This window comes from Peribacillus sp. Aquil_B1, from assembly GCF_022603275.1.
GTDB lineage: Bacteria > Bacillota > Bacilli > Bacillales > DSM-1321 > Peribacillus.
Map to the genome: position 1 here is coordinate 2,068,970 of NZ_JAKXEE010000001.1, position 23,579 is coordinate 2,092,548.

Annotated in this window: 19 protein-coding genes, 1 pseudogene and 1 riboswitch; of the genes and pseudogenes, 4 read left to right on the forward strand and 16 right to left on the reverse strand. The window is 39.6% G+C overall.

Annotated features, from left to right (window positions below):
- Nucleotides 1–128: 128 nt before the first annotated feature.
- Nucleotides 129–302: a DUF4021 domain-containing protein gene (locus MPH60_RS10160; RefSeq protein ID WP_241591745.1), complete on the forward strand. Its 174-nt coding sequence runs from the start codon at nt 129–131 to the stop codon at nt 300–302.
- A 182-nt stretch (nt 303–484) separates the two neighbouring features.
- Here MPH60_RS10160 and MPH60_RS10165 read toward each other — a convergent pair whose 3' ends face one another.
- The 5 genes from MPH60_RS10165 to MPH60_RS10185 form a co-directional block, all read right to left on the reverse strand.
- The gene (locus tag MPH60_RS10165) at nt 485–1,270 is read right to left on the reverse strand and encodes a glucose 1-dehydrogenase (protein WP_241591747.1); all 786 of its coding nucleotides are present in this window, start codon (nt 1,268–1,270) and stop codon (nt 485–487) included.
- A 32-nt stretch (nt 1,271–1,302) separates the two neighbouring features.
- Complete coding sequence (locus tag MPH60_RS10170) at nt 1,303–2,055, reverse strand: SDR family NAD(P)-dependent oxidoreductase (protein WP_241591749.1); 753 nt, start codon at nt 2,053–2,055, stop codon at nt 1,303–1,305.
- A 34-nt stretch (nt 2,056–2,089) separates the two neighbouring features.
- Nucleotides 2,090–2,878, reverse strand: a complete 789-nt coding sequence (locus MPH60_RS10175; RefSeq protein WP_241591751.1) for an SDR family NAD(P)-dependent oxidoreductase — start codon at nt 2,876–2,878, stop codon at nt 2,090–2,092.
- Between the two features lie 116 nt (nt 2,879–2,994).
- Complete coding sequence (locus MPH60_RS10180; protein WP_241591753.1) at nt 2,995–3,645, reverse strand: GntR family transcriptional regulator; 651 nt, start codon at nt 3,643–3,645, stop codon at nt 2,995–2,997.
- A gap of 257 nt (nt 3,646–3,902) precedes the next feature.
- Nucleotides 3,903–4,700: a DUF2935 domain-containing protein gene (locus MPH60_RS10185; RefSeq protein ID WP_241591755.1), complete on the reverse strand. Its 798-nt coding sequence runs from the start codon at nt 4,698–4,700 to the stop codon at nt 3,903–3,905.
- A gap of 277 nt (nt 4,701–4,977) precedes the next feature.
- Between MPH60_RS10185 and MPH60_RS10190 the strand changes: the two are divergent.
- A pseudogene (locus MPH60_RS10190) lies at nt 4,978–5,616 on the forward strand (formylglycine-generating enzyme family protein).
- A 240-nt stretch (nt 5,617–5,856) separates the two neighbouring features.
- Here the strand turns inward: MPH60_RS10190 and MPH60_RS10195 are convergent.
- Entirely contained in the window at nt 5,857–6,117 is a 261-nt protein-coding gene (locus MPH60_RS10195) for a hypothetical protein (RefSeq protein ID WP_137023549.1), read from the reverse strand.
- A 179-nt stretch (nt 6,118–6,296) separates the two neighbouring features.
- Here MPH60_RS10195 and MPH60_RS10200 point away from each other — a divergent pair, with 179 nt between their 5' ends.
- Nucleotides 6,297–7,010 (forward strand): class I SAM-dependent methyltransferase, encoded by a 714-nt coding sequence (locus tag MPH60_RS10200; protein WP_241591757.1) that lies wholly within the window; start codon nt 6,297–6,299, stop codon nt 7,008–7,010.
- A gap of 112 nt (nt 7,011–7,122) precedes the next feature.
- On the opposite strand, the gene MPH60_RS10205 is transcribed toward MPH60_RS10200, so the two are convergent.
- The 6 genes from MPH60_RS10205 to kdpA all read right to left on the reverse strand — a co-directional run bounded on the left by MPH60_RS10205 (nt 7,123) and on the right by kdpA (nt 17,532).
- Nucleotides 7,123–8,673, reverse strand: coding sequence for a histidine kinase N-terminal 7TM domain-containing diguanylate cyclase (locus tag MPH60_RS10205; RefSeq protein WP_241591758.1), 1,551 nt, complete (start codon nt 8,671–8,673; stop codon nt 7,123–7,125).
- A gap of 225 nt (nt 8,674–8,898) precedes the next feature.
- Nucleotides 8,899–10,698 (reverse strand): S9 family peptidase, encoded by a 1,800-nt coding sequence (locus MPH60_RS10210; RefSeq protein WP_241591798.1) that lies wholly within the window; start codon nt 10,696–10,698, stop codon nt 8,899–8,901.
- Between the two features lie 139 nt (nt 10,699–10,837).
- Nucleotides 10,838–13,153: a universal stress protein gene (locus MPH60_RS27760; protein WP_272492823.1), complete on the reverse strand. Its 2,316-nt coding sequence runs from the start codon at nt 13,151–13,153 to the stop codon at nt 10,838–10,840.
- A gap of 60 nt (nt 13,154–13,213) precedes the next feature.
- Nucleotides 13,214–13,771: a potassium-transporting ATPase subunit KdpC gene (gene kdpC, locus MPH60_RS10225; RefSeq protein ID WP_241591760.1), complete on the reverse strand. Its 558-nt coding sequence runs from the start codon at nt 13,769–13,771 to the stop codon at nt 13,214–13,216.
- Between the two features lie 25 nt (nt 13,772–13,796).
- Nucleotides 13,797–15,836 (reverse strand): potassium-transporting ATPase subunit KdpB, encoded by a 2,040-nt coding sequence (gene kdpB / locus MPH60_RS10230; RefSeq protein ID WP_241591762.1) that lies wholly within the window; start codon nt 15,834–15,836, stop codon nt 13,797–13,799.
- Nucleotides 15,837–15,858: 22 nt separating this feature from the next.
- Nucleotides 15,859–17,532, reverse strand: coding sequence for a potassium-transporting ATPase subunit KdpA (gene kdpA / locus MPH60_RS10235; RefSeq protein ID WP_241591764.1), 1,674 nt, complete (start codon nt 17,530–17,532; stop codon nt 15,859–15,861).
- A 720-nt stretch (nt 17,533–18,252) separates the two neighbouring features.
- Nucleotides 18,253–18,394, reverse strand: a riboswitch (cyclic di-AMP (ydaO/yuaA leader).
- A gap of 242 nt (nt 18,395–18,636) precedes the next feature.
- Between kdpA and MPH60_RS10240 the strand changes: the two genes are divergently transcribed.
- A complete protein-coding gene (locus tag MPH60_RS10240) occupies nt 18,637–19,011 on the forward strand; it encodes a DUF2294 domain-containing protein (protein ID WP_241591767.1) in 375 nt (124 codons plus the stop codon).
- A 555-nt stretch (nt 19,012–19,566) separates the two neighbouring features.
- Here MPH60_RS10240 and MPH60_RS10245 read toward each other — a convergent pair.
- The 4 genes from MPH60_RS10245 to MPH60_RS10260 form a co-directional block, all read right to left on the reverse strand.
- Nucleotides 19,567–20,577, reverse strand: a complete 1,011-nt coding sequence (locus MPH60_RS10245; protein ID WP_405389732.1) for a C40 family peptidase — start codon at nt 20,575–20,577, stop codon at nt 19,567–19,569.
- A gap of 16 nt (nt 20,578–20,593) precedes the next feature.
- Nucleotides 20,594–21,676 (reverse strand): dipeptide epimerase, encoded by a 1,083-nt coding sequence (locus MPH60_RS10250; RefSeq protein WP_241591771.1) that lies wholly within the window; start codon nt 21,674–21,676, stop codon nt 20,594–20,596.
- Nucleotides 21,677–21,691: 15 nt separating this feature from the next.
- Nucleotides 21,692–22,852, reverse strand: coding sequence for a DUF819 family protein (locus MPH60_RS10255; protein WP_241591772.1), 1,161 nt, complete (start codon nt 22,850–22,852; stop codon nt 21,692–21,694).
- 160 nt (nt 22,853–23,012) lie between these two features.
- A complete protein-coding gene (locus MPH60_RS10260; protein WP_241591774.1) occupies nt 23,013–23,330 on the reverse strand; it encodes a DUF3870 domain-containing protein in 318 nt (105 codons plus the stop codon).
- Nucleotides 23,331–23,579 lie beyond the last annotated feature (249 nt).

Sequence of the window (23,579 nt, forward strand, 5' to 3'; positions counted from 1 at the left end):
TATTTAGAATAACCATAAATATATTTTCTCCACCACTTAGATTGGCCGCAAAAATCTTAAAAGGAACAGAGGCACACATTGCATATTTTTAGGACAATGAGACACCCTACTGGTTGGAGGTGATATGTATGGACAAGAAGAATGAAAAAGAAGAAATGCTTGATGATAAAAAGAAAAAATATAGAAACGAGTTTGGGGCAGATCCAGATGAACAAGAAATGAATGGCCTATATGGTATGCTGGAAACTGAATATGAAGATAAGCTACATGATGAAGATAAGCTACATGATAAAGAAAAGTAACGATGGGTTTCTTGAAAATTTGTTAAGCGCCATTTAAAGCGTTTTTCTATGTGTTCATATAGTTTCATATATATGCAAAAAAACAAAAATCGAGAAAGTCTTCGTTTTATCCAAATTTAAATTCATTTGGTCATTAAATACAAGGAAAAAAGGGAGTGACCTACTGTCACTCCCTTGCTCAATTAGTATTGTGAAGATTGTCCGCCATCAATCGGAATGACTACACCGTTGATGAACTCTGATTCCCCTGATAATAGGAAGGCGACTAAACGGCCGACTTCTTCTGGTTTACCGAAGCGTTTCTTAGGATTCACACTGACGAAATCCGCCATTGCTTCTTCCCAATTCTCTCCGCCTATTTGCCTGAATGATCCCTCTACCATCGCTGTTAAGATTACTCCTGGTGCTATGGCATTTATGCTGATTCCATATTGACCATATTCTATGGCAGCAGTCTTTGTTAAGCCTGCTACAGCATGTTTACTTGCAACGTAAGCACTTTGGTTAAGCACAGCACGAATTCCGCCTACAGAAGCCACGTTCACCACTGCCCCTGATCCTTGTTCCTTCATGATTGGCAGAATGTATTTCATTCCATAAAATACACCATTGATATTGATATCCGTTACTTTGTTGAAAACGTTGCTATCGTATTCTGCCATAGGTGCCTGTTTACCTTCGATACCCGCATTATTATAGAATCCATCAACTCTGCCATATTTGCTGATTGTTTGGTCTACATAGTTCTTTACTGCTTCTTCATCCGATACATCTGCAGTGAGCAGAAGCACTTCCGAATGTGGTGCAATGTCTAAGATTAATTTTTTTGTCACTTCCAAAGATGCATCGTTTAAATCAACTAATGAAAGTTTAGCTCCTTCTTTAGCCAGTTCCAATGCGGCTGATTGTCCTAAACCTGATCCTGCACCGGTAATGATTACAACTTTGCCATCGAATCGTTTGCTCATATGTCAAAACTCCCTTTTTAAGATTATATTGATTAGCCCTTAAAGCTTAAGAATCCATCATCAACAGGAATGACTTGTCCATTAATGGCATCCGCTTTTTCAGAGAACAAGAACGTTACAACTTCAGCAACTTTTTCTGGCTGGATCAATTTTTTCCTCATATGAAGTTGTGCCAAACTGTCCAGGAACTCTTGATCTTCACCAATGATAGGCGTTTCGATAAAACCTGGTGCAACACCAACAACACGAATCCCATATTGCGCAAGTTCAATTGCACCGGATTTAGTCATCGCGATGACTGCCGCTTTTGCAGCATGGTAATTAAAGCTGCCAATAGAAACCATTGTGCCATATATTGAGGCTGTATTTACGATCGTTGCGCCTGTTACACCAAGCTCGACCATCTTCCTTGCTGCATAATACATGCCATAGTAAACGCCGTGTTGGTCAACATCAACTACTCTGTGGTATGATTCTGGATCCATCTCCAAAAATGGTTTTACTAGTCCAATTCCAGCGTTGTTGAAAATGCCATTGATGGTGCCATGATTGGCAATTGCAGCTTCGACCATCGCTTCCACTTCTTCCGCTTTAGCTACATCCACTTTCACGAAAGATGCCGTGCCACCCTTTTGTTGAATAGCTTCAGCCGTTTCTTTAGCGGCAACATCATTGTAATCAGCCGCTACGACGATAGCTCCCTGTTCAGCTAATTTATATGCCGTTTCCTTTCCAATTCCGCTGCCTGCTCCTGTAATTATTATGACCTTTCCTTGTAAACTCATGTATTCGTCCCCCTTTAACAAAGTTTGTTGCTTATCAGATTAAAATGGCCCCTCCGTCGATTACAAGTTCTTGACCCGTAATGTGGCTGGAAAGATCGGATACTAAGTACATCATTAGATTTGCAATTTCCTGCGGCTCAGCATACCGGCCATCCGGAGTCGTTGCTTCCAACTGTGTTCTAGCCGCTTCAGCTGCCGCGGAATCACCTTGACCAAATCCGCTTTCAATCGACCGCATCATAGCCGTGTTGACGACACCTGGGCAGACGGCATTCACCCGGACACCATGTGGAGCAACTTCGACACCAGCTGTTTTCGTCATTCCTAGAACCGCATGTTTACTAGCGCCATACGCCACCATGTTTGGCGTTGCCAATAAACCAGCTCCAGAAGCTGTATTCACGACCGCCCCGCTTTTTTGTTCAATCATATGGGGCAATACATGTTTCATGCCCAAGAAAACACCGCGTACATTTATTGACATTAATTGATCGAAAACCTCGGCAGGATAGTCGATAAGTGGCATTATTTTGCCTTCCCATCCTGCATTATTCAAGAAAATATCGATTTTCCCATAGAAATCTATCGTTTTTTGAACATAATTTTTTATATCGTCTTCCTTTGTAACATCGGCTTTAACGAATTTCGCTTCGCCGCCTTTTTCTTTAATTTCATTTACCGTTAACATGCCAGCCTCTTCGGAAAGATCTACAACTACCACTTTGGCTCCATTTTCTGAAAGTGTAATAGACGCTGCCCGGCCGATCCCCCCGCCGCCACCGGTAACAATTGCCACTTTTTCTGTAAAATCAAATGCTTGCATAATATTCTCCCTTTCTCCCTTTATTCTTGGTGATGATATTCTTGTTTGAATACGATTACATCTTAACATTATTTTTGTCGATTGTCGACAATTTGGTTTAGAGTCAAAGACTGACTCTACATCACTCCACGATTCAAGGCTTCATGAATTTCATTTTTTGCTTTAACTAAATCATCTTCTAAAATGGCCTCAATAGACATTTTTAATCTGAAATGGAAACTTTCCATCGTTTCCGTATTCCATTGACTTTGGGCAAAAACCATGAGAATATGACTGGCTTCTTCAAAAAATCTTGATAATGCTTTGTTATTAGCGATTGAAAAAATATATCGAAATATCTGTGTTGCCCTTTTTTGATACTCGATAACATTACCTTTTTCACACTCATCTGATGCACTTTCTAAATGCTTACGTAATGATTGCTTATATTCTGCGTGCCACTTCCCTTGGGAAAAATCAATGCACATCTGGATCAGTCCGATCGTAACATCATTATATTCAATGATTTCCTTTTGTGAAAATGGCTTGACGATCGTTCCCCGTCTCGGTATTCTCTCAACTATACCGTCAACCTGCAATAGATAAAGGGCTTCGCGTACTGGTGCTCGGCTAGTATTCAATTCTTTGGAAATGTCTTCTTCGACGATTTTCTCTCCAGCTTCTATTTCACCTTCAATGATTTTTTTTAAAATGTGTTTAGCGATTTGTTGTGGTAACGATTCTCCAAAATAAATGCCATCTGTCAAATTGGAAGCATTTCCAAACATCTTTCAGCACTCCTATACTTCAATAATTAATTGTGGTTGTTTTAGTATAACATAAGGAAAGGAATTAACTTCCTTTAAAAATTACATCCTTTAATGCTAACCAGCCAAGAAAAATGTATTTACCTATAAGGAAAAGCTCAAAAAGACTTAATGTCCAATTGCCTGGTTCGAAGAGTTATCCATACCCTACTGATTTTAGGGTTAAAAATGCAACAGATCTAGAGCCCCTTTTATATAAAGGGCTCCATGTGCACTTTTTAATCAACTAGCCTCGGTTTCGCTGGATCGCAGTTTGGCTTTTCCGTGTCTGTCGATTCAGCGAGTTTCGTTAAATAATAACATTCTTCACGCCACATATGATCTGCCATTAAAGGCGAAAACGTTCCAAGAACCTGCGCACTAAGGTCAAGCTCCTCCAATTCAAGCAGGAAGTGCTGGAAGAATTTAATTTCCAATGTGACGTCCGCATTCATTTTTTCCAATGCTGGGAAAGTTGACAGATTGGTTCGTAAAAATCCAGCCATTTCAACAGCTTTTAAATAAAAATCATTAAAATGTTTTTTATATTGGTCACTCTTCTCTTTTAACCTTTTTTCAACGTCATCCATATTGGATGATATTGCGCCTGCATGTCCCGCTGCATCTAACAGCCAAACTAAATGATGATGAACCTCATGAAAAACCGGCGGCATTTGATCTGAATTGAAGTATTTCAATAATCTTAAATATTCTTCTAATTCATTCACCATATGATTAAGGAATGAGGGCGAAAGATGTATTTTTATTTTACCTGCCAGATGTTCTTTAATTAGGCTTAGCTTAAACTCTCGAAATCTTAATGTCTCTTCTTCTGCGATGGCAGTAAGTTGCGAAATTTCTTCCGAATTGGCTTGACCAAGGAGAGCATCAAAAACTTGAATGAATTCAGAGGCAATTTCAATGTTTTCCACTTCAATCGGAGCTAAAGACTCATGGATGAACCTGGCATGGTCTCCTAAGATTTGCAGCCAAAACCGATGCTCGAATCTTGCTGTTTTCTCTAAAAACTCGTTCATTTTCTCTCCCCCATAATCTAAAGTATAAGAAACTCACTTATAATTTGTATTCCTAAACCTACGAACATATTAATATAAATTATATGGGGCGTAATGAAGCCTTAACTTGATCCTATACCCTCAGATTGCTTACACACCAACAAATTAATGGGGTCTTTGAGTCGCTTCAAAAACGGTCATTTTAATAAAAATTTATTTTGAATTAATCGTTCTGGAAGCAAGGCGGTAGGAGGAAGGTAGATTGTCAAAGGAAAAAATGAGTTACATTGACTATCCAATGGAGAAAATTCCCGGAGGAGAAATAGAATTAAGGGACGATAGAATTAAAAGCAAATGGAAAGCTGAAATAAGACCGTTCCTTCTTGGCCGTATTCCTGTTACTACGGATTACTACTATGCCATTACAAATAAATCACCTAATTCTTTTGATCGGGATCTAAAACCTGTTGTGAATATTTCTTGAAATGATGCAATTTCTTTTTGTAATCTACTTTCAAGGAAAGCTGGACTGGGAGAGTGTTATTCTAAAAACGGGGAAAACTTGGTTTGTGATTGGGAATCAAGCGGTTTTCGACTTCCTTCAGAAGCAGAGTGGCAATATGCATGTAAATCCGGGACTGCTGGTTATAGATACGGAGAGCTGAATGAGATTGCCTGGTATAATGAAAATTCAGGGGGCATGATCCATGAAGTAGGAATAAAGGAACCGAATCACTGGGGGCTGCATGATATGTTTAGGAATGTTTGGGAATGGTGCTGGGACTTATATGATGAACAAGTGTACGGCACCTACCGTATTTTTCGAGGAGGTAGCTAACCTGAGGATGCTAGGGGTTGTGGAGCTTCATGTCGCCGGCGCAGCCATCCGACATTTTGCATAGACGACCTAGGATTCCGTCTTGCCCGGTCTTTTTAACTTCAGCAAGCAAACTTCATTCAAGGCTTCACAGTTTTAGTAACAAATAACAGGAGGAAAACAGAGAAATCAGCTTTTGTATTCATGATGGACCCAGAAAAAAGTGAATCTCCCAAAATACCCCGTCTTATATGTATCTTAATTGCACATCTTTTCATATGTGTTACCAGTTTCTTTGAAGATTTCAATGAAAAAAAAAACCTGATAACTTTTCAGGTTTTTTATAGTTTCTTCATTCGTTTACCAGAGAAATGCGAGAAAAACTAAAGATGCAATTGCACCAAAGGCAAATCCATTTGCGGCACCCCAACCATATCCTGCATTAAAACCTCCATAACCAAAACCCCCAAGGTTTCCGCCACCGTCAAATGGACGAATATATACACGGTTCGGTGTAACCCGGTGTATGATTCCCCGATGTACGGTTCCTCTGCTTGTACGAATTTCAACCGGTCTTCCCACACCTTGCCTGCATTTATGATAATAATTATGATATCCCATTTTTTGCACTCCCCTTGTCAGTCGATTTTACATCGTATGCATTCGGGGACTAGCATGCATGGATTAAATACCCACCAATCCTTTAAAAGTCTTTCCCCTTTTCCTTTATCAAAAGGTTAAACACTCTTTGAAACCAAAGCATAAAATACATTTATACATGTACCAAAGGAGATTATGCCATGAACCACTCATACCAAGACGCACTAGCCATACTTGGAATTGAAGGGGCACACCCTGGTGGATTTGAACTGACTAAACAGCTATTGGAAAATGAAAAAATCGATCATACGTCAATAATCCTTGATGCCGGATGCGGGACAGGGCAAACCTCATCTTACTTGGCAAAAACGTTTCTTTGCCAAGTATCCGCGCTTGATCATCACCCTGAGATGTTGAAACATGCAAAAAGAAGATTCCAAAAAGCTAACTTAAGCATTGACCTCTATAAGTCTTCAATAGAAGAACTGCCTTTTGACAATAATTCTTTTGATTTTATCATAGCCGAATCAGCGACTGCATTCACGGATATAAAAAAATCACTCCGAGAATTTTATAGGGTCCTTAAACTAGAAGGAACTTTATTATCCATTGATATGACAGCAGAAACCAGCCTTGATCCTGCCTCAAAAAAAGAAATCATGGACTTTTATCATTTAAGAGAATTATTGACGCAATCCGAATGGTTAAAGGCCTTCAAACAAAACGGATTTACAGATTTAAAAATCTTGAGATCAAGTACCGTCTTAGAGGAATTAATGAATTCCTCAGCATCAAATAACCTCGTTCAGCACGTGAATGAATCCTTGGAACGAGTCATGGCCGAACATTACCGCCTCATTTTATCTTACGGAAACAGCCTCGGATATAGAGTATACAGAGCAAGTAAAAAGTAATGCTTCCGTTTCATAAAGATAGGTTGGATCTTCAGTTCTTTTACACGGATTAATCTTGAACACAATGAAAAAAACCTAGAACAAGTTCAAGGTTTAAATGAATAGTCTTAATCTAGGCGATGATCTGTACACAATTTCGGCCATTCTTCTTTGCGGCATATAAGGCTTGGTCGGCCCGTGGCATCAATGTTTTGATGGTAATGCTTCGGTCACCGGCTTCAATTAATGCATGGGTCACTCCAAAACTGCAGGTAACGGAAATTTTTTCTTCATTAATCACTGCAATACTTTCAGAAACCTTTTCCTTTATCATATCGGCCAACTCATATGCAGTGGGTAAAGCGGTATTCGGCAAACATATGATAAATTCTTCACCGCCATAGCGCCCCAATAAATCTCCATCCCGAATGTGTTCCTTTGCAGTATTCGCCACAAGCGTTATGAGCGCATCCCCTGCTTCATGTCCAAAAGTATCATTTACATTTTTGAAATGATCGATATCAAACATGATGACTGAAACATTGCCGCCTTCCATGCTTAGAGCATCCAATAACATATCTGATTTTTTGATGAAAAATGTCCTATTCAATATTTGGGTTAATCCGTCCAAGCTGGCAAGTTGCTTCATCTTTTCCAGCATGAGCACTCTTTCAGTTACATCGGCGAAGGTAATGATCTGTCCGATAGGCAGGTTGTTTTTATTGAACACGGGTGAAAAACCAATATGGTAATGTACCATATCACCATTTATGCTGCAATTAAAGTCAATGTCTTGTTTAAAGTCGATTATTCCCCTAAGATGTTGATTCCCATTTAGCACACTTGTAATTGATTTACCTATGGAATGTTCATTCAACATTGGCATGACTTTGCGCATTCCATGGTTATAGTCGACAATCAACCCCTGTTGATTTAAAACGATGACCCCCTCTTTCATACTTTCAAAGACGGTTTCCCGAGCGATCGGGGCTACATTGAACATTTGAAAAGTCAAAAGTGCCGCACCATGAAAGATAAACGTGATACTCATGGATACAGGACCAAGATCGATACCATATGAGCTTAATCCATTTATATAATAGTAATTTGCTATTATAGGAATAAGAAGACCTGCCACCATCATTGATATTTGCATCCTGAATCTGGATGAAGATTTTTTCACCTGTTTTAGCAATATTATTATACTTATCATCACACATAAAAAAAGAAACAGGGAGTGTACGTAAAACCAAGGGCCGCCCACCAGTTTAATAATTGGAAAAGGACTATCGCTTCTCAATTCCATTGATTTGTAATATAAGTGATGAAGGTCATTTGTATAATGTATGAAAATGGTGATGAACGGTATGATGAAGAGTGCATATTGCCAGGCCTTCTTCATACTCTGACCTACATATTCAATGCACATCAACAAAAGGAATACTGGGATGAACGGTAATGCCAAGTACTCGACCCTTAACCAGAATATGATTTGTTCTAACGATGTACTGGAAAGTTCGAAAGCATAAGAAAAAGTAAAGATGGAAGAAAATAATGTCACGAGAATATAGGGTTTTGCTCCAGGTGCATCCTTGATCTTTAACTGTGCAAATAAACACAGGAATAAGCTTGAAGCACCTGCTATTATAACTACGAGTATGTATAACAATAACTCCCGTGGCAATGCGAATCAACTCCGTTTAACAAAAAATAGTTTTTCCGTATATTATATAGCACTTTATGACTAGGTGACTAGAGTTTATTCAGGGAACTCTGAATTTTAAATCCCCTATTTACTTACACCCCAAACCGCCGAACAAAATAAACATCCAGTTTTACAATATGAAAAACCCTGCTTCATCACTTTGAACGTGAGTGGCAGGGTTTCTAATTCTATTTAGATGCTTGATTATACCTTCTCTGTTACTGCTGTGAATCGCTTTAAGAATGATAGTATTTTTTGGTAGACGGCAATTTCATTTTCTTTTTTTGAAAATCCATGTCCCTCATCTTCAAGAAGCATATAATCGACGTCTCTTCCTTTATCCTTCAAGGCTTGAACGATTTGATCTGATTCCTCTTTGACGACACGGGGATCGTTTGCTCCTTGAATGACAAGCATTGGCTTTATCATCGATTCTAAATAGGTGATAGGCGAATACTCGATTAGTTTTTCTTTATCTTTTTCCGGATTTCCTACCCACTGATCCATGATTGGCTTCCAGTCTTCTGGAACGGAATTGATAAATGAGAAGAGGTTGGATGGACCGAAAATATCGACAACTGCCTTAAAATAATCGGCATGCCGTCCGTGCAGCAGAAGTGCCATATACCCTCCGAAACTTCCGCCCACCAATAGGATATTACCTTTTTGTGCATGTCCTTGGTCTATTAGCCAATCAAGGCCGGCTACATTATCAAGTCGTGGCCCATTTCCCCAATCTCCCTCTACCATTTTCGTGAATTCCAAACCATAACCAGTAGATCCGCGGAAGTTTGGTGCAAAAATACTGTAACCGTGATTCAGGAAAAATTGAAATGAAGCTCTGAAGGATTTCCGTTCTGCCGCTTGAGGTCCTCCATGAGGCCAAAAAATGACTTCACCATTGTCATTTTCCTTTTTTGCCCTAAAAAATAACGACTCGATTTCCAGGCCATCAAAGGAAGGGTATGTTATGATGTCGGGTTCAACCAATGCATCGGAATCGACGCCAGGAACAGTATATTTAGTTAATGATACCCACTCATCACCTGTATTTTTATAGATATTATGAGGCTTTGTTGCGCCCATGCCAAACAAGTAAAGCGTACCTGATGCAGCAACCTCAAGCTTATTAATGACGCTGCATGGCACGGGGATGTTTCTCCAATTTTCATTTTGCAGATTGAATTCATATAATTGATCCTCTACACCCTTTTGACTGGTTATATATAAAAGTTGATTCTCTTTACTATAATTAATGGCAGTAAAACTCTCATTCTCCAATTCTTTAACTTTACAGAACTTGTTTGTTTCAAGATTGTATGAAGCCAAATAGGTAAAGTCCGAATCATAATCAGTCAATAAATAAATCATCGAATCCGAAACAAAAACACCATCATTCACTGTGTGCTGTTTCTCAGTGGGCGGAGTGAGCAGGATATCTTCGTTCCCTTTTTTTGCATATAGAAGCGTATTTGTATTGGAAAAGTGTTTATAGTAAAGTAAGGTTTCTTCATCTGGGCTGAAGCCAAATAAATAGGTCGCTGCATCCTTCCCCTTCAATACCAGCTTTTCCTGTCCTGATTCTAAATCTAAACAATAGGCATTTAGAAAGGAAGCATTTCCTCTGGATGTCGTGTAATAAAGCTTTTTACTGTCATTGGATAATTTCGGCATGAAATTACGTGTATTTTCATGATGAACGATTTCCTTCATTGTCCCGCCATTCAAAGGAACCCCGTAAAACTGGGTATTTTCATTACCGTCTTGGTCAAAACCAGCAATTATGAACCGGCTCTTCTTATCATATATCAGTGCTTGGCAGCTTTGATCAATGGATGTAAGCGGATAAGGAAAGGAGTTGGGCAAATCCATTCCCCATAAATTATACTTACCGCTCAAATTGGTACTGAAAACCAGATGTTTTTCATCTGGACTTACGGCAAAATCAGCAATGGAAAAAGTTCGTAAAAATTGCTCAACATCAGGTTTTGGAAAAGCGATCATCATTGGCAACCCCTCACATTTATAATATAAAGAAAAATCTGTAATTAATTATACCATATTTTTCCTCATGACTGCAGGTAAAATGAACTCTAGAAATTCTCTGTCACCATTTCTAAAGAAATACTGCTTGATATAAGAATTAATCAGCTACAATCAAAACATCCAGGTGTCTAGCATCTCTTAAAAGACGAACAACGATTGACCCTCCCTTAATTTCTTGCCATCTCGTTCTTGCTGATTGCCCTAAAATAATTTGTGTAGCTTTTTTTTCATGTAGTTGTTTCATAATATCATTGACCACTGAACGTTTATTCCTAGTTGTATGCAATTCAAAATGGCCTCCTAATCGATGTGTAAGGCTTACGAGTTTATCAAGTATCTTCCCTTCATCAGTCTTTAGCTCTTTTTGGTGTTTTACGAAAATAACATACCAATTTGCTTTAAGACGATAAGCTATGCGGAACCCCCTTCTAATTAGACGCTCAGAATCCGCTCTTAGATTGACGCTGACAAAAATCACTTCATCTTCTCTCCATGGTCCCCTTACTCCTTCCTTACGTTTCAATGACTCTAATCTGTCATCCACATCATCTGCCAATTCACGGAGTGCAAGTTCTCTCAAAGCTATAAGGTTTTGTGTCTTGAAGAAATGGCTAAGTGACTGTTCTACTTTACCCATGGCATATATATCCCCCTCTACCATCCTTTGCCGGAGCGCCTTTGGGGAGATATCGATCAACTCAAGTTCATCCGCTAGTTGTAGAATGCTGTCAGGTACTGTTTCTCTAACAGAAACACCTGTTATTTGCTTTACACTATCTTTTAAACTTTCTATATGTTGAATATTCATTGTAGAAATTACCGAAATTCCGGAGTCCAAAATGGTCATTACATCTTGATATCTTTTTCGATTTTTAATTCCTGGTACATTCGTATGTGCTAATTCATCTATCAGAACTACCTCAGGATTTCGTATCATAACGGCATCAAGATCCATTTCCTCCAATAATACGTTTTTATATGGAATTAGCTTTCTAGGGACAATTTCTAAATTCCCCACTTGGGAGGCAGTTTCTTTTCGCCCATGTGTCTCCAGTAATCCAATCACCACATCAAGTCCATTTTCTTTTAAGTGATTTGCCTCCCTTAGCATGGTAAATGTTTTTCCAACACCAGGAGCAGCCCCGATATAAATCTTAAATGTCCCTCTCTTCACCCCTTCGACTTTTTTGTGCAATTCCACAGGTGTGAGTCTGTGATAAGGATTTCCACTCCTTTTTTTCGTCTTTATTGCGGGGATGATTCTCTCACCAAATGCTTTAACCCTGTCTGCTACAATAAATACATCCATGTTCTTCGATTTTCTCAATATTTTATTGACTATGGAACCGTTGATCATCTCCTCCCACGCTGACTTTTTGGATTGGCCAAGGATAATTCGTGTTATTTGATGCTGCATGGAAAATTCGACTATTTCATCTGCTATTTCGTCTTCCTTCATTACTATCTCAATAAACGTTCCCTTTAATTTAGTGATCAGTTTTTGCATGGACCTTTTAAATATTATTTCCTCTTTTGAAAGTTTTCTTGTTTTTGAGATAAAGGTAGCTATTATGAACTCACCGCCCAAACGCTTGGCAATTTGATCTCCTCGCCTTATTAATATGGAGCCATTCAAATGATATTGCACACAGACCAAGATTCGCTCCGTTGCACCTGAAGGACCCAATAAACCTTCTTGTTCCCTTTGTTCAGTCAGATTCTCTTCAACTTCTTCAGCTAAATACCGAAGTGACAATTCCCTAAGAGTGGCTAGATTACCATTATTGTAAAACTGTAACACCCCTTCGTCTTTTTTCTCGATTTCCCCTTTTTGCAGACGTTTTAAAATGGCCTCAGGGGTGACGTCCAAAAGACGTACTTCATCAGCGTTTGTCAGAGTATCTTCAGGCACTGTAACTTGTACGTGAAATGGAAGTTTCAGTAATTGTTCAGCAACTTTCTTCACTCCTTTCAATTCATAAATATTTATGGTCGTAATGACACTGATTCCATTCTTAATTAATTCCATGACGTCGTCCAATCTGGTTGGATTTTTTGCATTACGATGATTTTCATGGGCCAATCGATCAACTAAAACAACCTCCGGATTCCGGTTGTAAATCTTATCTAAATCAACATCCTGTTCTATGTGTCCATTTCGCTCCCATTCTATAGTCGGGATAAGTTCAAGACTGCCTAATTGCTTAAATGTCCCAGGACTGCAGGACTTGCTGACTATTCCGACAACAACGTCAATCCCTCGTTTTTTCAATTCATTTCCTTCAAGAAGCAATTGGTAGGTCTTCCCCGATCCGCTTACAGCTCCAAGTATGATTTTCAGCCTACCTCTTTTGATATTGGAAATCGACTCTAGAATTTCATCTGATGTTTTCCTGCGAAATTGTTCCGACATATTAACACCTCCTTATTAGATCTATTGCAATCGGAGAGAAACTCCCTCTCTACAACAAATTTATTTTAATTCGTCCAATGCCATATTTAACTCCAAAACATTAATTCGAGGTTCGCCAAAAAGTCCAAAAGATCTACTGCTGGTATATTTTTCCACAAGAAGATATACCTTTTTTTCAGACAATTCCCTTTCATGAGCAATACGGGGAACCTGTACCTTGGCGCCATCAGGAGAAATATTGGGATCAAGCCCTGACCCAGAATTTGTCATTAAATCAGTTGGTATGTCTGCTTTATCGACAGTAGGGTTTTCTTCTATAAATTTTGAAATATCCTTTTTTGTCCGATCAATGAGCTCTTCATTTGAAGGAGAATAGTTTAACGTACCTGAATTAGCTGCATCATATTCAATAGATGAAACACGTCCTTGAAAGTACCAAGGGTCTTTAAAGGATTGGCCGATCATTTCGGATCCGATAATTTCGCCCGATTCACTCTTAATTAAACTGCCTTCTGCTTTTGTGGGCATCGTCAACTGTGCAAGGCCTGTCATCAGCACCGGATAGGCCACTCCACATATGATAAGAAGCACAAAAACCAAACGTAAGTTTTTTAACATGGATTTCCACCCTTAATTTATATTTTTAAATCACTCTAAACACGACAAGAAGTAAATCAATTACTTTAATTCCAATGAAGGGAACTAACACTCCCCCTACTCCATAAAGGGACAAATTCCTCATCAACAATCTTGTAGCGCTCATAGGAACATATTTAACCCCTTTCATTGCCAAGGGAATTAGCAATGGAATGATAATGGCGTTAAATATTAAAGCTGATAATATGGCGCTTTGTGGTGTTGCTAAACCCATAATGTTCAGGGCTTTCATTTGAGGTATCGCCAACATGAACATGGCTGGGATTATCGCAAAATATTTAGCTACATCATTAGCGATGCTAAAGGTTGTCAATGCCCCCCGGGTCATGAGCAATTGTTTCCCAATGGATACCACTTCAATGATTTTTGTAGGATCTGAATCTAAATCCACCATATTAGCGGCTTCCTTCGCCGCGTTTGTTCCTGTATTCATCGCCAACCCTACATCTGCCTGTGCCAATGCAGGGGCATCGTTTGTGCCATCTCCAGTCATGGCAACAAGCTTGCCATCCGCTTGTTCCCGCTTGATGACGGAAATTTTATCCTCCGGCTTAGCCTCTGCGATAAAATCATCGACTCCTGCTTCTTTAGCAATAGTTGCAGCGGTTAATGGGTTATCCCCTGTGCACATTATGCTTTTAATCCCCATTTTCCTTAACTCATCAAATCGTTCCTTCATGCCTGGTTTCACTGTATCTTTCAAGTAAATTGTGCCAAGTATACGGTTTCCCTCTGTGACAACCAGTGGGGTACCGCCTTTTTGGGCCACTTCATCACACGTATCTTTTAAACCGGTTGGCACTTTTCCCCCTTGTTGCTCTATATATTTAATGATCGTATCAACTGCACCTTTTCGGATTCTTTTCCCATCAGAAAAGTCAGTTCCGCTCATTCTGGTTTCAGCCGTAAATTCAATTCCTACCGAACCCGTTTTATTCAGCGTATTTTCAGGCAACCCGATTTTTTTTGCAAATTCCACAACGGAACGGCCCTCAGGGGTATCATCATGTAAAGATGCGTATACGGCATATTGGGTAAGCACCTCCTGACTTATACCGCTAGCCGGTATTAAGGCAGAGGCCATGCGGTTCCCATGTGTTATCGTTCCTGTTTTATCAAGGATGATCGTATTGATATCACCTGCGGCTTCCACTGATTTTCCAGACTTCGCTATGACATTGAATTGTGTTACCCTATCCATCCCAGCTATTCCTATGGCTGAGAGCAAACCCCCTATCGTTGTGGGAATCAAGCAAATCAGTAAAGCTACAAGTGTAGCGATGGGCAAGGTAACTTGTATATAGGACGCAATTGGCACAAGCGTCGTACATACAAGCAAAAAGATAATGGTCAAGCTGACCAGAAGTGTACCCAGTGCGATTTCATTCGGTGTTTTTTGCCTTTTAGCTCCTTCCACCAAATTAATCATCCGGTCAAGAAAAGATTCCCCAGGATCTGCACTGACTTTAACTTTGATATAATCACTGATAACTTTTGTACCGCCTGTTACAGAACTGAAATCTCCACCCGGTTCTTTTATTACGGAAGCTGATTCACCCGTGATCGCTGATTCATCTATAGCAGCCACTCCTTCGATGATTTCTCCATCGGCTGGTATCAAATCGTTTGCCTTCACTAAAACCATATCACCTTTACGTAAATGCAAGGCATCGACTATTTTTATGGAACCATCTTTCTGGATTAACCTTGCTTTTGTATCCTGCTTTGTCTTTTTGAGGCTATTAGCTTGTGCCTTTCCGCGTCCCTCAGCAAGAGCTTCCGCAAAATTGGCGAAAATGATCGTTACAAATAAAATGATCGTTACTGCAACGTTATACCCCCTGTCAGCTATTCCACCAAAAATTTCAGGGAATATAGACAAAATTAAGGTTATGATAAATCCCACTTCAACAACAAACATGACTGGATTGCGAGCCATTACTTTTGGATTCAATTTTTTGAGTGCATCTTTACTTGCCTCATAAACAATGTTCTTATTTAGATTTGCTATTCGGTCTGTACTCATTTGGAATGCCCCTTTTCAACATTTATCTAATCGTAAGCCATTCAGCGATTGGTCCAAGTGCTATTATGGGAAAGAAAGTCAAAGCTCCTATAATTAAAACCGTTACTAAAAGAATGACAAGGAAGGTACTATTATCCGTTTTGAATGTTCCAATTGTCTCAGGAACACGTTTCTTTACCAGTAATGATCCTGCGACAGCGATCATTGCGAGCATCGAAAAGTAACGGCCGAACAACATGACTAAACCGGTGGAAATATTCCAAAAAGGTGTATTGTCGCCTAAGCCTTCAAAACCGGATCCATTATTGGCAGCAGAAGAGGTAAACTCATAAACTACTTGAGAAATACCATGAAAACCAGGATTTGAAATAGCTGCTGATCCCATTTGTGTCGCTAAAGCGATGGCAGATGGAACTAATATGATCAATGGGTGGAGAAGAATGGTTAAAGCTATTAATTTCATCTCCTGCCCTTCAATTTTCTTACCCAAAAACTCAGGTGTACGTCCCACCATAAGGCCGGCAAGAAATACAGCCATTATTGAATACATGAGAATATTGATCGTCCCCACACCTTCTCCGCCAAATACACAATTCACCATCATCATTGCTAGTGGTGCTATACTTCCCAGAGGCGTTAGGGTATCATGCATATTATTTACCGAACCTGTAGTGGCAGCTGTAGTGATGCTAGTGAATAATGCACTTTGTGCCACCCCGAAACGAACCTCCTTCCCTTCCATACTCCCACTCTCTTGTGAAAGGCCTACTTGCTCGAAAGCAGGATTACCATTTTTTTCATTGAAATAAGTCATGCCCAAGAAGAGAAGTAGCATGATTCCCATCGCCGAAAATAAGATCCAGCCTTGCTTCTTATTTCTCGCCATATATCCAAACGTCAACGGAAGGGCAGCAGGTATAAGGAACATGGATAAGATTTCCAATACATTAGTGAAACCATTCGGATTTTCAAATGGATGGGCTGAGTTAACCCCAAAGAACCCTCCTCCGTTTGTACCTATGTGCTTAATCGATTCCAGTGCCGCTACAGGTCCCCTTGCTATATGTTGGGTCGCTCCTTCTAATGTTGCAGCAACTGCAGTAGGGCTGAATGTTTGCGGAACCCCTTGAGATACAAGGATTAAACCAATCAAAATCGATAAGGGAAGCAGCACTCGGGAAATCGTACGGATTAAATCCACATAGAAGTTTCCTAAACTCCGCTGACCAGTTAACCCTCTAAAGAATGCCATACACATTGAAAGGCCTGTAGCGGGGGTCGTGAACATCAAGAATATGATTACTGCCATTTGAGAAAAATATGACAGGGCCGATTCTCCGCTATAATGTTGTAAATTGGTATTCGTAAGAAAACTTGCAGCGGTATTGAATGCCAGCAATGGCTCCATGCCGTCTACATCACTGGGGTTGCCTGGTAACTCCCCTTGGAAACGAAGGATCATATAAGAGATAAAGAACATCACTAAATTACTTAATAACAGCGCCTTAGCGTACTGCTGCCATGTCATATCATGCGTCTTAATTCCTGACAGTTTATAGATATAACGTTCCATCCTTCCAAAAATGCGATCTTGTTTCGTTATTTCAAGAGAATAAACACTCGTTAAATACTTAGCCAACGGCACGGCTAATATTACCGCAATTGCCAATACCACAACGATTTGTAAAAAATCCATTTGCAATTCCTCCGATAGTAACCATTAGTATTTTTCCGGATATATTAAGGCATGTATTAAATACAGCGAAACCGCTCCGACGATGACCATTAAAAACATCATGCTACTCACCCTCATTTGCTATGACTTTATTACAAAAATGAAGAAACCCTAAAAAGAGAATAAACGGTGTAACCATTAGTAAAATTGCTATCACATCCATTTTGTATCACACCTCCCACACAGCTATTAAACACTTTTATTCCGATCCACCTCCTTAAAAAGTATGTATCTTAATCTAGAAGACCTTTTGCTAAAAACCTAAAACCAAGGTTTCATTCGTTTGCATCCATTTTCTTTGAATGAAATTGGACAATCTTTTTCTTTTTTTTACACTTTGACTTTTCCCAGGCAGGGGAAAACGTCAGTTAAGGCATAAAAAAATAGACCAATGCTTACTTTCCCCCAGTACAGCTGCCCTGCTCAAATAAATCCTTATCCTTACAGCGTCACGAGCTTTGACGCATCAGAAAAAGAAAAGATATGCAGAAGCAAACATATAGATGGAGAAAAAGTAATCATTGGTCTACTTAACGCCCAGCAAGCGATAGCGCTTACTCCACGATCCGTCTTCCAAGAAACCTTTTCAATTATAGGCATAATAAAAAGACCTACGGAAATGTCAGATTGCCATTTTGCTATAGCATAACAAAAAAGCCTCCTGAATCAAGGTGGTCTTATGACCTCCTTCGCTTTAGCCGACGAAGTTAGCTGACGGGTAGGATGGCGAAAGAGTATCTCATCCCTTCTGCAAATGCAGAATTAACCCCAAAAATAGTGGGTCCTCCGTTCTCAATCACTTGAGATTTGGCCGATATCAAATTGTATTTCTTGAGGTTATTGTACGCTCCTCACCGAAGGTTTGTAAACTCATATAAATCTTTAAAAACCTCCATATTCGTTCATTACAGACCATATTTAACCATTTAAACTACAAAACTGCTTTATTTCTTTAAAACACTAACTATTTCGCATTTTCCGAAAGTTTTACAAACTGCTATTGACAAGAACTCAAACATGGCATTATGATAAACCCCATAAATTGGTCAGGTAATTGGAGGCATTATGATAAATACAAAAAAAAGGCTTGAAGCTGAAATAAGTGAAGCATTCATTAAGTTCCAGCGCGAATTGATTGGAAGAGGACCTCAAGAAACTAAAACGTATATTATCAATGATATGTTGATAACCCGTTTCAAGGGTGTTCTGACTGTTGAGGAAAAGCACCTTGTAAGTCACAATTCCGGTAAAAAGCTTGTAAAGAAAATGCGTTCGCTGCTTCGTGAAATGTACACGAAGGATTACGAAAAAATTGTTGAAGACCATACCGGATGTAAGGTTCTTTCTTCTCACAGTGATATAAGCACCAAAACAGGTGAAAGAATAGAAGTTTTCATTATGGATAAGGATTTAGAACGTCTTTTAGAAACGATCAAGTAGAAAGGCTATAAAGTTACGATTCTACCAAACAAATATTACAGTAAATTATTTCAAAATAACTTTATATGAAGAAAACATCATAGGGACGACAAAAATTAATGACCCTTCACTGATGTTTATTGTTCTTTTAAATAAAAGGTAAAATCACCTATCATGAAAAAACAGATTGGTTGTTCCAGCTTAATACACTATAAAAGTATACGGATCTTCTGGCTCCTCACTCCTATTCCTATCATCAATATGAAATACGGGATGTTCGCTTTGAATGGCGGATGGATGATTTTCCTTAAACTTGTATCCATTCATCTTCTAAAAACCCAAATGTATTCGTCACACATTACACAATAGTATGAACCATAAACTTAATAACAATAAAAGGTATATCAAAATATAACTTTTGATTGTGATGAGGAAACATGAAGAAATGATTTTTCAATGTATGCAGGAAGAGAAGGGCATTGGTCGGTCATAAGTTTTGTCATCCGTTAGAGAGATTTGAAATCTTGTTTACATATAAAAAAACCTGAGAGCACCGTGCTCTCAGGTTTTTAAAAATCAATCAATATATCTTCTTGCTCCAGCATATTCCTCTCCGTATCCCGATGTTTTTATTTCATCTATCCTTACATGTGTTGAGCTGTTAGGCGAATGGATCATTTTTCCATCACCGATATACATTCCGACATGATGGACCTTTCCTTTCCCTTTATCATAGGCAAAAAATAGTAAGTCACCTTGTTGAAGATTTTCTTGTTCCACCTTTTCACCATGTTGCGCCTGAACGGAAGAGTCCCTTGGGATCGTTATTCCATTCGCATGATACATTGTGTAGGTAAATCCAGAACAGTCAAATCCAAATCCGGACATTCCAGCCCATAGGTAAGGAAGCCCTAAAAACTCTTTACCTGATTCAACGATGTCCTTACCGGTAGGAGCAGATAATCGTTTGTCATTTTGATTGACTGATACGTCCTGCTTTTCTACCCATTTTGCTCCATTATTCGGTGTCATCACCTTCACTTTATCTTCTTTCACCTGCAATAACGGGAGACGGGTATCGAAGCTGATTTCCATGAATTTGGACCGAAGTTTCGAATCCGAATAAAGCCAAGTCTTTGGGGCATTTACAAGGGCAAATCCTCGTTTAAATTGCTTCTCAAAAGAATTTCCGTCTTTTAATTGGGCCTTTGGCATCCATCCTGGATAACCAATTTCATTGCGGGGTGTCGGTTGATTGGCAACGGCTACTTTCACCCATTCACCCCGATCTTCTAATATCGTCACTTTAGAACCGTATAATGCTTGTGTTTCCAGGTTACCTACAAGCCACAGCTTGTCTTCATATTTCATTGAGCCGATCCAGGCATTCAAATCAACGGGATTCGATGTAGAAGGAGCATCGATTTCCCTTAATAATCCCGGCTCCGTCCAAAGAGTAGCCACGCTTACGTCAACATAGGCAATTCTCTGCTTCTCTCTTGAACTAGCTTCTTTGGGACTGAATACTAAAATACCAATAGCAAATAAAGATAGCACAAAAATTGTTAACCTTTTCAAAATAATCACCCTTTCGAATTTGTTTTTATTGAGTAAATGAGGATTTCCTCTTGACTCCGAGTCCAGGTTTATCGGAAATTAGAAGTTGATCTTTCATAAATTGAATGCCTTCAAATGGCTCATTCTTAATCCATAATGGAGCATCTAAATCAATCTTCGTTATATTTGGATGGGCGGTTGCCAGATGAGCAGCGGCCGCTACACTCACGGATGATTCCATCATACTCCCGATCATGCATTCCACCCCGGCTGCTTCTGCCATATCGGCAATTTGGAGTGCACGTCTAATTCCGCCTGTTTTCATTAATTTAATATTAAGAAGATCAACAGCATGTTCATTCAGGAGTTTCATGGCGTCACGAGGGGAAAACAAACTTTCATCGGCCATGATCGGCACTTGGACAGCCCTCTTTATTTCTTTCAACCCTTCGATGTCATGGGCTATGACGGGCTGTTCCACTAAATCAACATTCAGCTTTCTTTCCTCGAGTTCATGAATGATGGAAATCGCTTGTTTTGTTGTCCACCCTTGATTTGCATCAATCCTGATCATAACCTGGTCGCCAACAGCAGCACGAATGCAGGCAACCCGCTCCACATCACTCTCCCAATCTTTCCCCAGTTTTATCTTCATTGTAGAAAATCCGCCATCAATGAGGGACAATGCCACCTTTGCCATTTCTTCAGGTTCACCAACGCTGATTGTCATATCATTTTTAAGGACATTCGATTTACCGCCAAGATATTGATATAAAGGGAGCTGCCATCGTTTGCTGACTGCGTCGTACAAAGCGATTTCAACAGCAGCTTTTGCACTTGTATTACCTACACAAGATCGTTGGATCAGCTGAGACAATAGATTGATATTCTCGATGTCGCGGCCAATTAGATGTGGTGCAATCACTTCTTCAATGACCGTCATGATTCCTTTTGTAGAGTCACCTGTGATGGCAACCGTAGGAGCTGCGGCCCCCAAGCCTTCCGTTCCATCCTCTAACTTTACAGTAACCATGATATTTTCAATTTCCATTGCTGTACGTAATGCAGTCTTGAATGGCTTGACAAGTGGCAAGGTTTCCACTGATACTTGTAATCTTTCAATCTTCATTTTAACAACCCTTCCTTAAAAGCTTGAGAGTATATATGATGTAAGAATTCCAAAATAGGTGCCCAGAAGACTGCCAAGTACAGCCATCAATATCCCGACCGGTATTAACGCCCGATTGAATGCTCCTGCCAATATAGGGGCTGATGCCACACCCCCTATATTGGCCAATGAGGCAACTCCCATTGTAAATAGATCCAACTTAAAGATCTTGGCCAAAATCACCATGATCAATCCATGAAAGAATAGAATCATAAATCCGGATAAAATATACACAGGTGCTTGGAACAGCTGTGAAAAATCGGCATGGGAAGCAATTAAACCAATGACTATATAAAGCATGACTTTGGAAATTTCCATGGAACCGGCTATCCGTCCAACCTTTGTTAAAGCCAGAATTAAACCTACGGTGGAAGCGATGATGATCGTCCAAGTGGTACCATTCACTGCGGCAACCAGAACTGGAAGTCTTTCCCCAATTTTGGTTGCCCCTGCTGATATAATTAAAGCCAGCGCCAAGAATCCGATCAACTCCACAAATCCAAATTCCGTCTTGGCGGTTTCTCCCGCTTCAAGCTCGGAAGTCATTTGATCAATGTAAGATGTATCCGCTTTAGTCCAAATATTGAATTTTCCAGCAAGAGGCACCAGCCAAAACAGGAACATGACCCAAATGGAATAATTGACTGTATCCATAATCAACGCATAACCAAAAATATTTTCCGGCACATCGAGTATGCCTTGCAAGATCACCATATTGGCAGATCCCCCTGTCCAACTTGCGCTTAACGCCGAGAATGCCTTCCAAGTTCCTTCAGCATAAAAGCCATTCATTAAAACGTAAGTAAGAGTGAACCCTCCAATAATGCTGAATGAAGCTGCAAAAAAAGTTAACAGCATCTTTGGTCCAAGTCTGATTATTTTCCGCATATCGCATTGCAAAAGCATCAGCATCAACATGGCAGGCAGCAGGAGTCCTCGTATGGTGCTATATGCACTTTCGACTGACTCACTATCTGAAAAGACCCCGAATGTTTTCATCAGAGCCGCTCCAATATAAATAAGGACAATACCAGGAACATATTTGAAGAACTTTCCTCCAATCTTTTTTTCCGCTACGGCTATCACGGCAGTAAATGCCAATAAAAAACAGACAAACATCACACCATCTTGAATCATATTCCAAACCTCCTTATATTTAGGGGATTTCATGATCATGAAATCTAGTCAAACACGCCAATGAAGTCTTCATGGCCCTACATAAAAAAATCCAGCTGCCAAAGAGCGCGTACACACTCTTTAACAGCTGGATTTCAATTGCGACTGACAAATGAAGCAGCTATAACTTATAAAGTTGCTGATATTTAATGCTGGCATTTCTAAGAGCGACGGTCAGTGCTTTCTGCGATGAACCAAAGTACCGTTTCTCAATTTCTTTCTCCATTTCATCAGGCCTAAGAATGGATTTACCAACTAACATGGAATGAATGAAGCGTGATGTAATCGATATCGTGGTCGAGCATTCCGCATCCACTATTTCATGCGTATCACGATCAATGACGAACCCGATAAAAAAGCAGTTGAATTGCTGTGTAATTGGATTATTGGACGCCGCCTTCGATTCACCGACTATATATACTGTATTCTGCTGAAACATAATTATTGTGCCTCCTGCCATTACAGACATCATAACAGGTATAAATAGGGTGACTATCTATATTATTACAATATGAAATGGTTACATATATTTTAATATATATAGCCAGCATTTGACAATATATTTCGTATATTTAGTCAATTTCCGATTCCTGCGCCAGAGAATAGATAAGTTCTATAACTAATTCGACCCATCTAACGGGAAAAATCACGAATGATACTAGGTATGGTTAATAAAACAGTGTTCAGG

Excerpts from the sequence above, each read along its gene's own strand:
- MPH60_RS10170 (WP_241591749.1), bottom strand. The coding sequence starts at position 2,055 with ATGAGTTTACAAGGAAAGGTCATAATAATTACAGGAGCAGGCAGCGGA.
- MPH60_RS10200 (WP_241591757.1), top strand. The coding sequence starts at position 6,297 with ATGAACCACTCATACCAAGACGCACTAGCCATACTTGGAATTGAAGGG.
- MPH60_RS10180 (WP_241591753.1), bottom strand. The coding sequence starts at position 3,645 with ATGTTTGGAAATGCTTCCAATTTGACAGATGGCATTTATTTTGGAGAA.
- kdpC (WP_241591760.1), bottom strand. The coding sequence starts at position 13,771 with ATGTTAAAAAACTTACGTTTGGTTTTTGTGCTTCTTATCATATGTGGA.
- MPH60_RS10160 (WP_241591745.1), top strand. The coding sequence starts at position 129 with ATGGACAAGAAGAATGAAAAAGAAGAAATGCTTGATGATAAAAAGAAA.
- MPH60_RS10195 (WP_137023549.1), bottom strand. The coding sequence starts at position 6,117 with ATGGGATATCATAATTATTATCATAAATGCAGGCAAGGTGTGGGAAGA.
- MPH60_RS10240 (WP_241591767.1), top strand. The coding sequence starts at position 18,637 with ATGATAAATACAAAAAAAAGGCTTGAAGCTGAAATAAGTGAAGCATTC.
- kdpA (WP_241591764.1), bottom strand. The coding sequence starts at position 17,532 with ATGGATTTTTTACAAATCGTTGTGGTATTGGCAATTGCGGTAATATTA.
- MPH60_RS10185 (WP_241591755.1), bottom strand. The coding sequence starts at position 4,700 with ATGAACGAGTTTTTAGAGAAAACAGCAAGATTCGAGCATCGGTTTTGG.
- kdpB (WP_241591762.1), bottom strand. The coding sequence starts at position 15,836 with ATGAGTACAGACCGAATAGCAAATCTAAATAAGAACATTGTTTATGAG.
- MPH60_RS10250 (WP_241591771.1), bottom strand. The coding sequence starts at position 21,676 with ATGAAGATTGAAAGATTACAAGTATCAGTGGAAACCTTGCCACTTGTC.
- MPH60_RS10260 (WP_241591774.1), bottom strand. The coding sequence starts at position 23,330 with ATGTTTCAGCAGAATACAGTATATATAGTCGGTGAATCGAAGGCGGCG.
- MPH60_RS10165 (WP_241591747.1), bottom strand. The coding sequence starts at position 1,270 with ATGAGCAAACGATTCGATGGCAAAGTTGTAATCATTACCGGTGCAGGA.
- MPH60_RS27760 (WP_272492823.1), bottom strand. The coding sequence starts at position 13,153 with ATGTCGGAACAATTTCGCAGGAAAACATCAGATGAAATTCTAGAGTCG.
- MPH60_RS10255 (WP_241591772.1), bottom strand. The coding sequence starts at position 22,852 with ATGATTCAAGATGGTGTGATGTTTGTCTGTTTTTTATTGGCATTTACT.
- MPH60_RS10210 (WP_241591798.1), bottom strand. The coding sequence starts at position 10,698 with ATGATCGCTTTTCCAAAACCTGATGTTGAGCAATTTTTACGAACTTTT.
- MPH60_RS10175 (WP_241591751.1), bottom strand. The coding sequence starts at position 2,878 with ATGCAAGCATTTGATTTTACAGAAAAAGTGGCAATTGTTACCGGTGGC.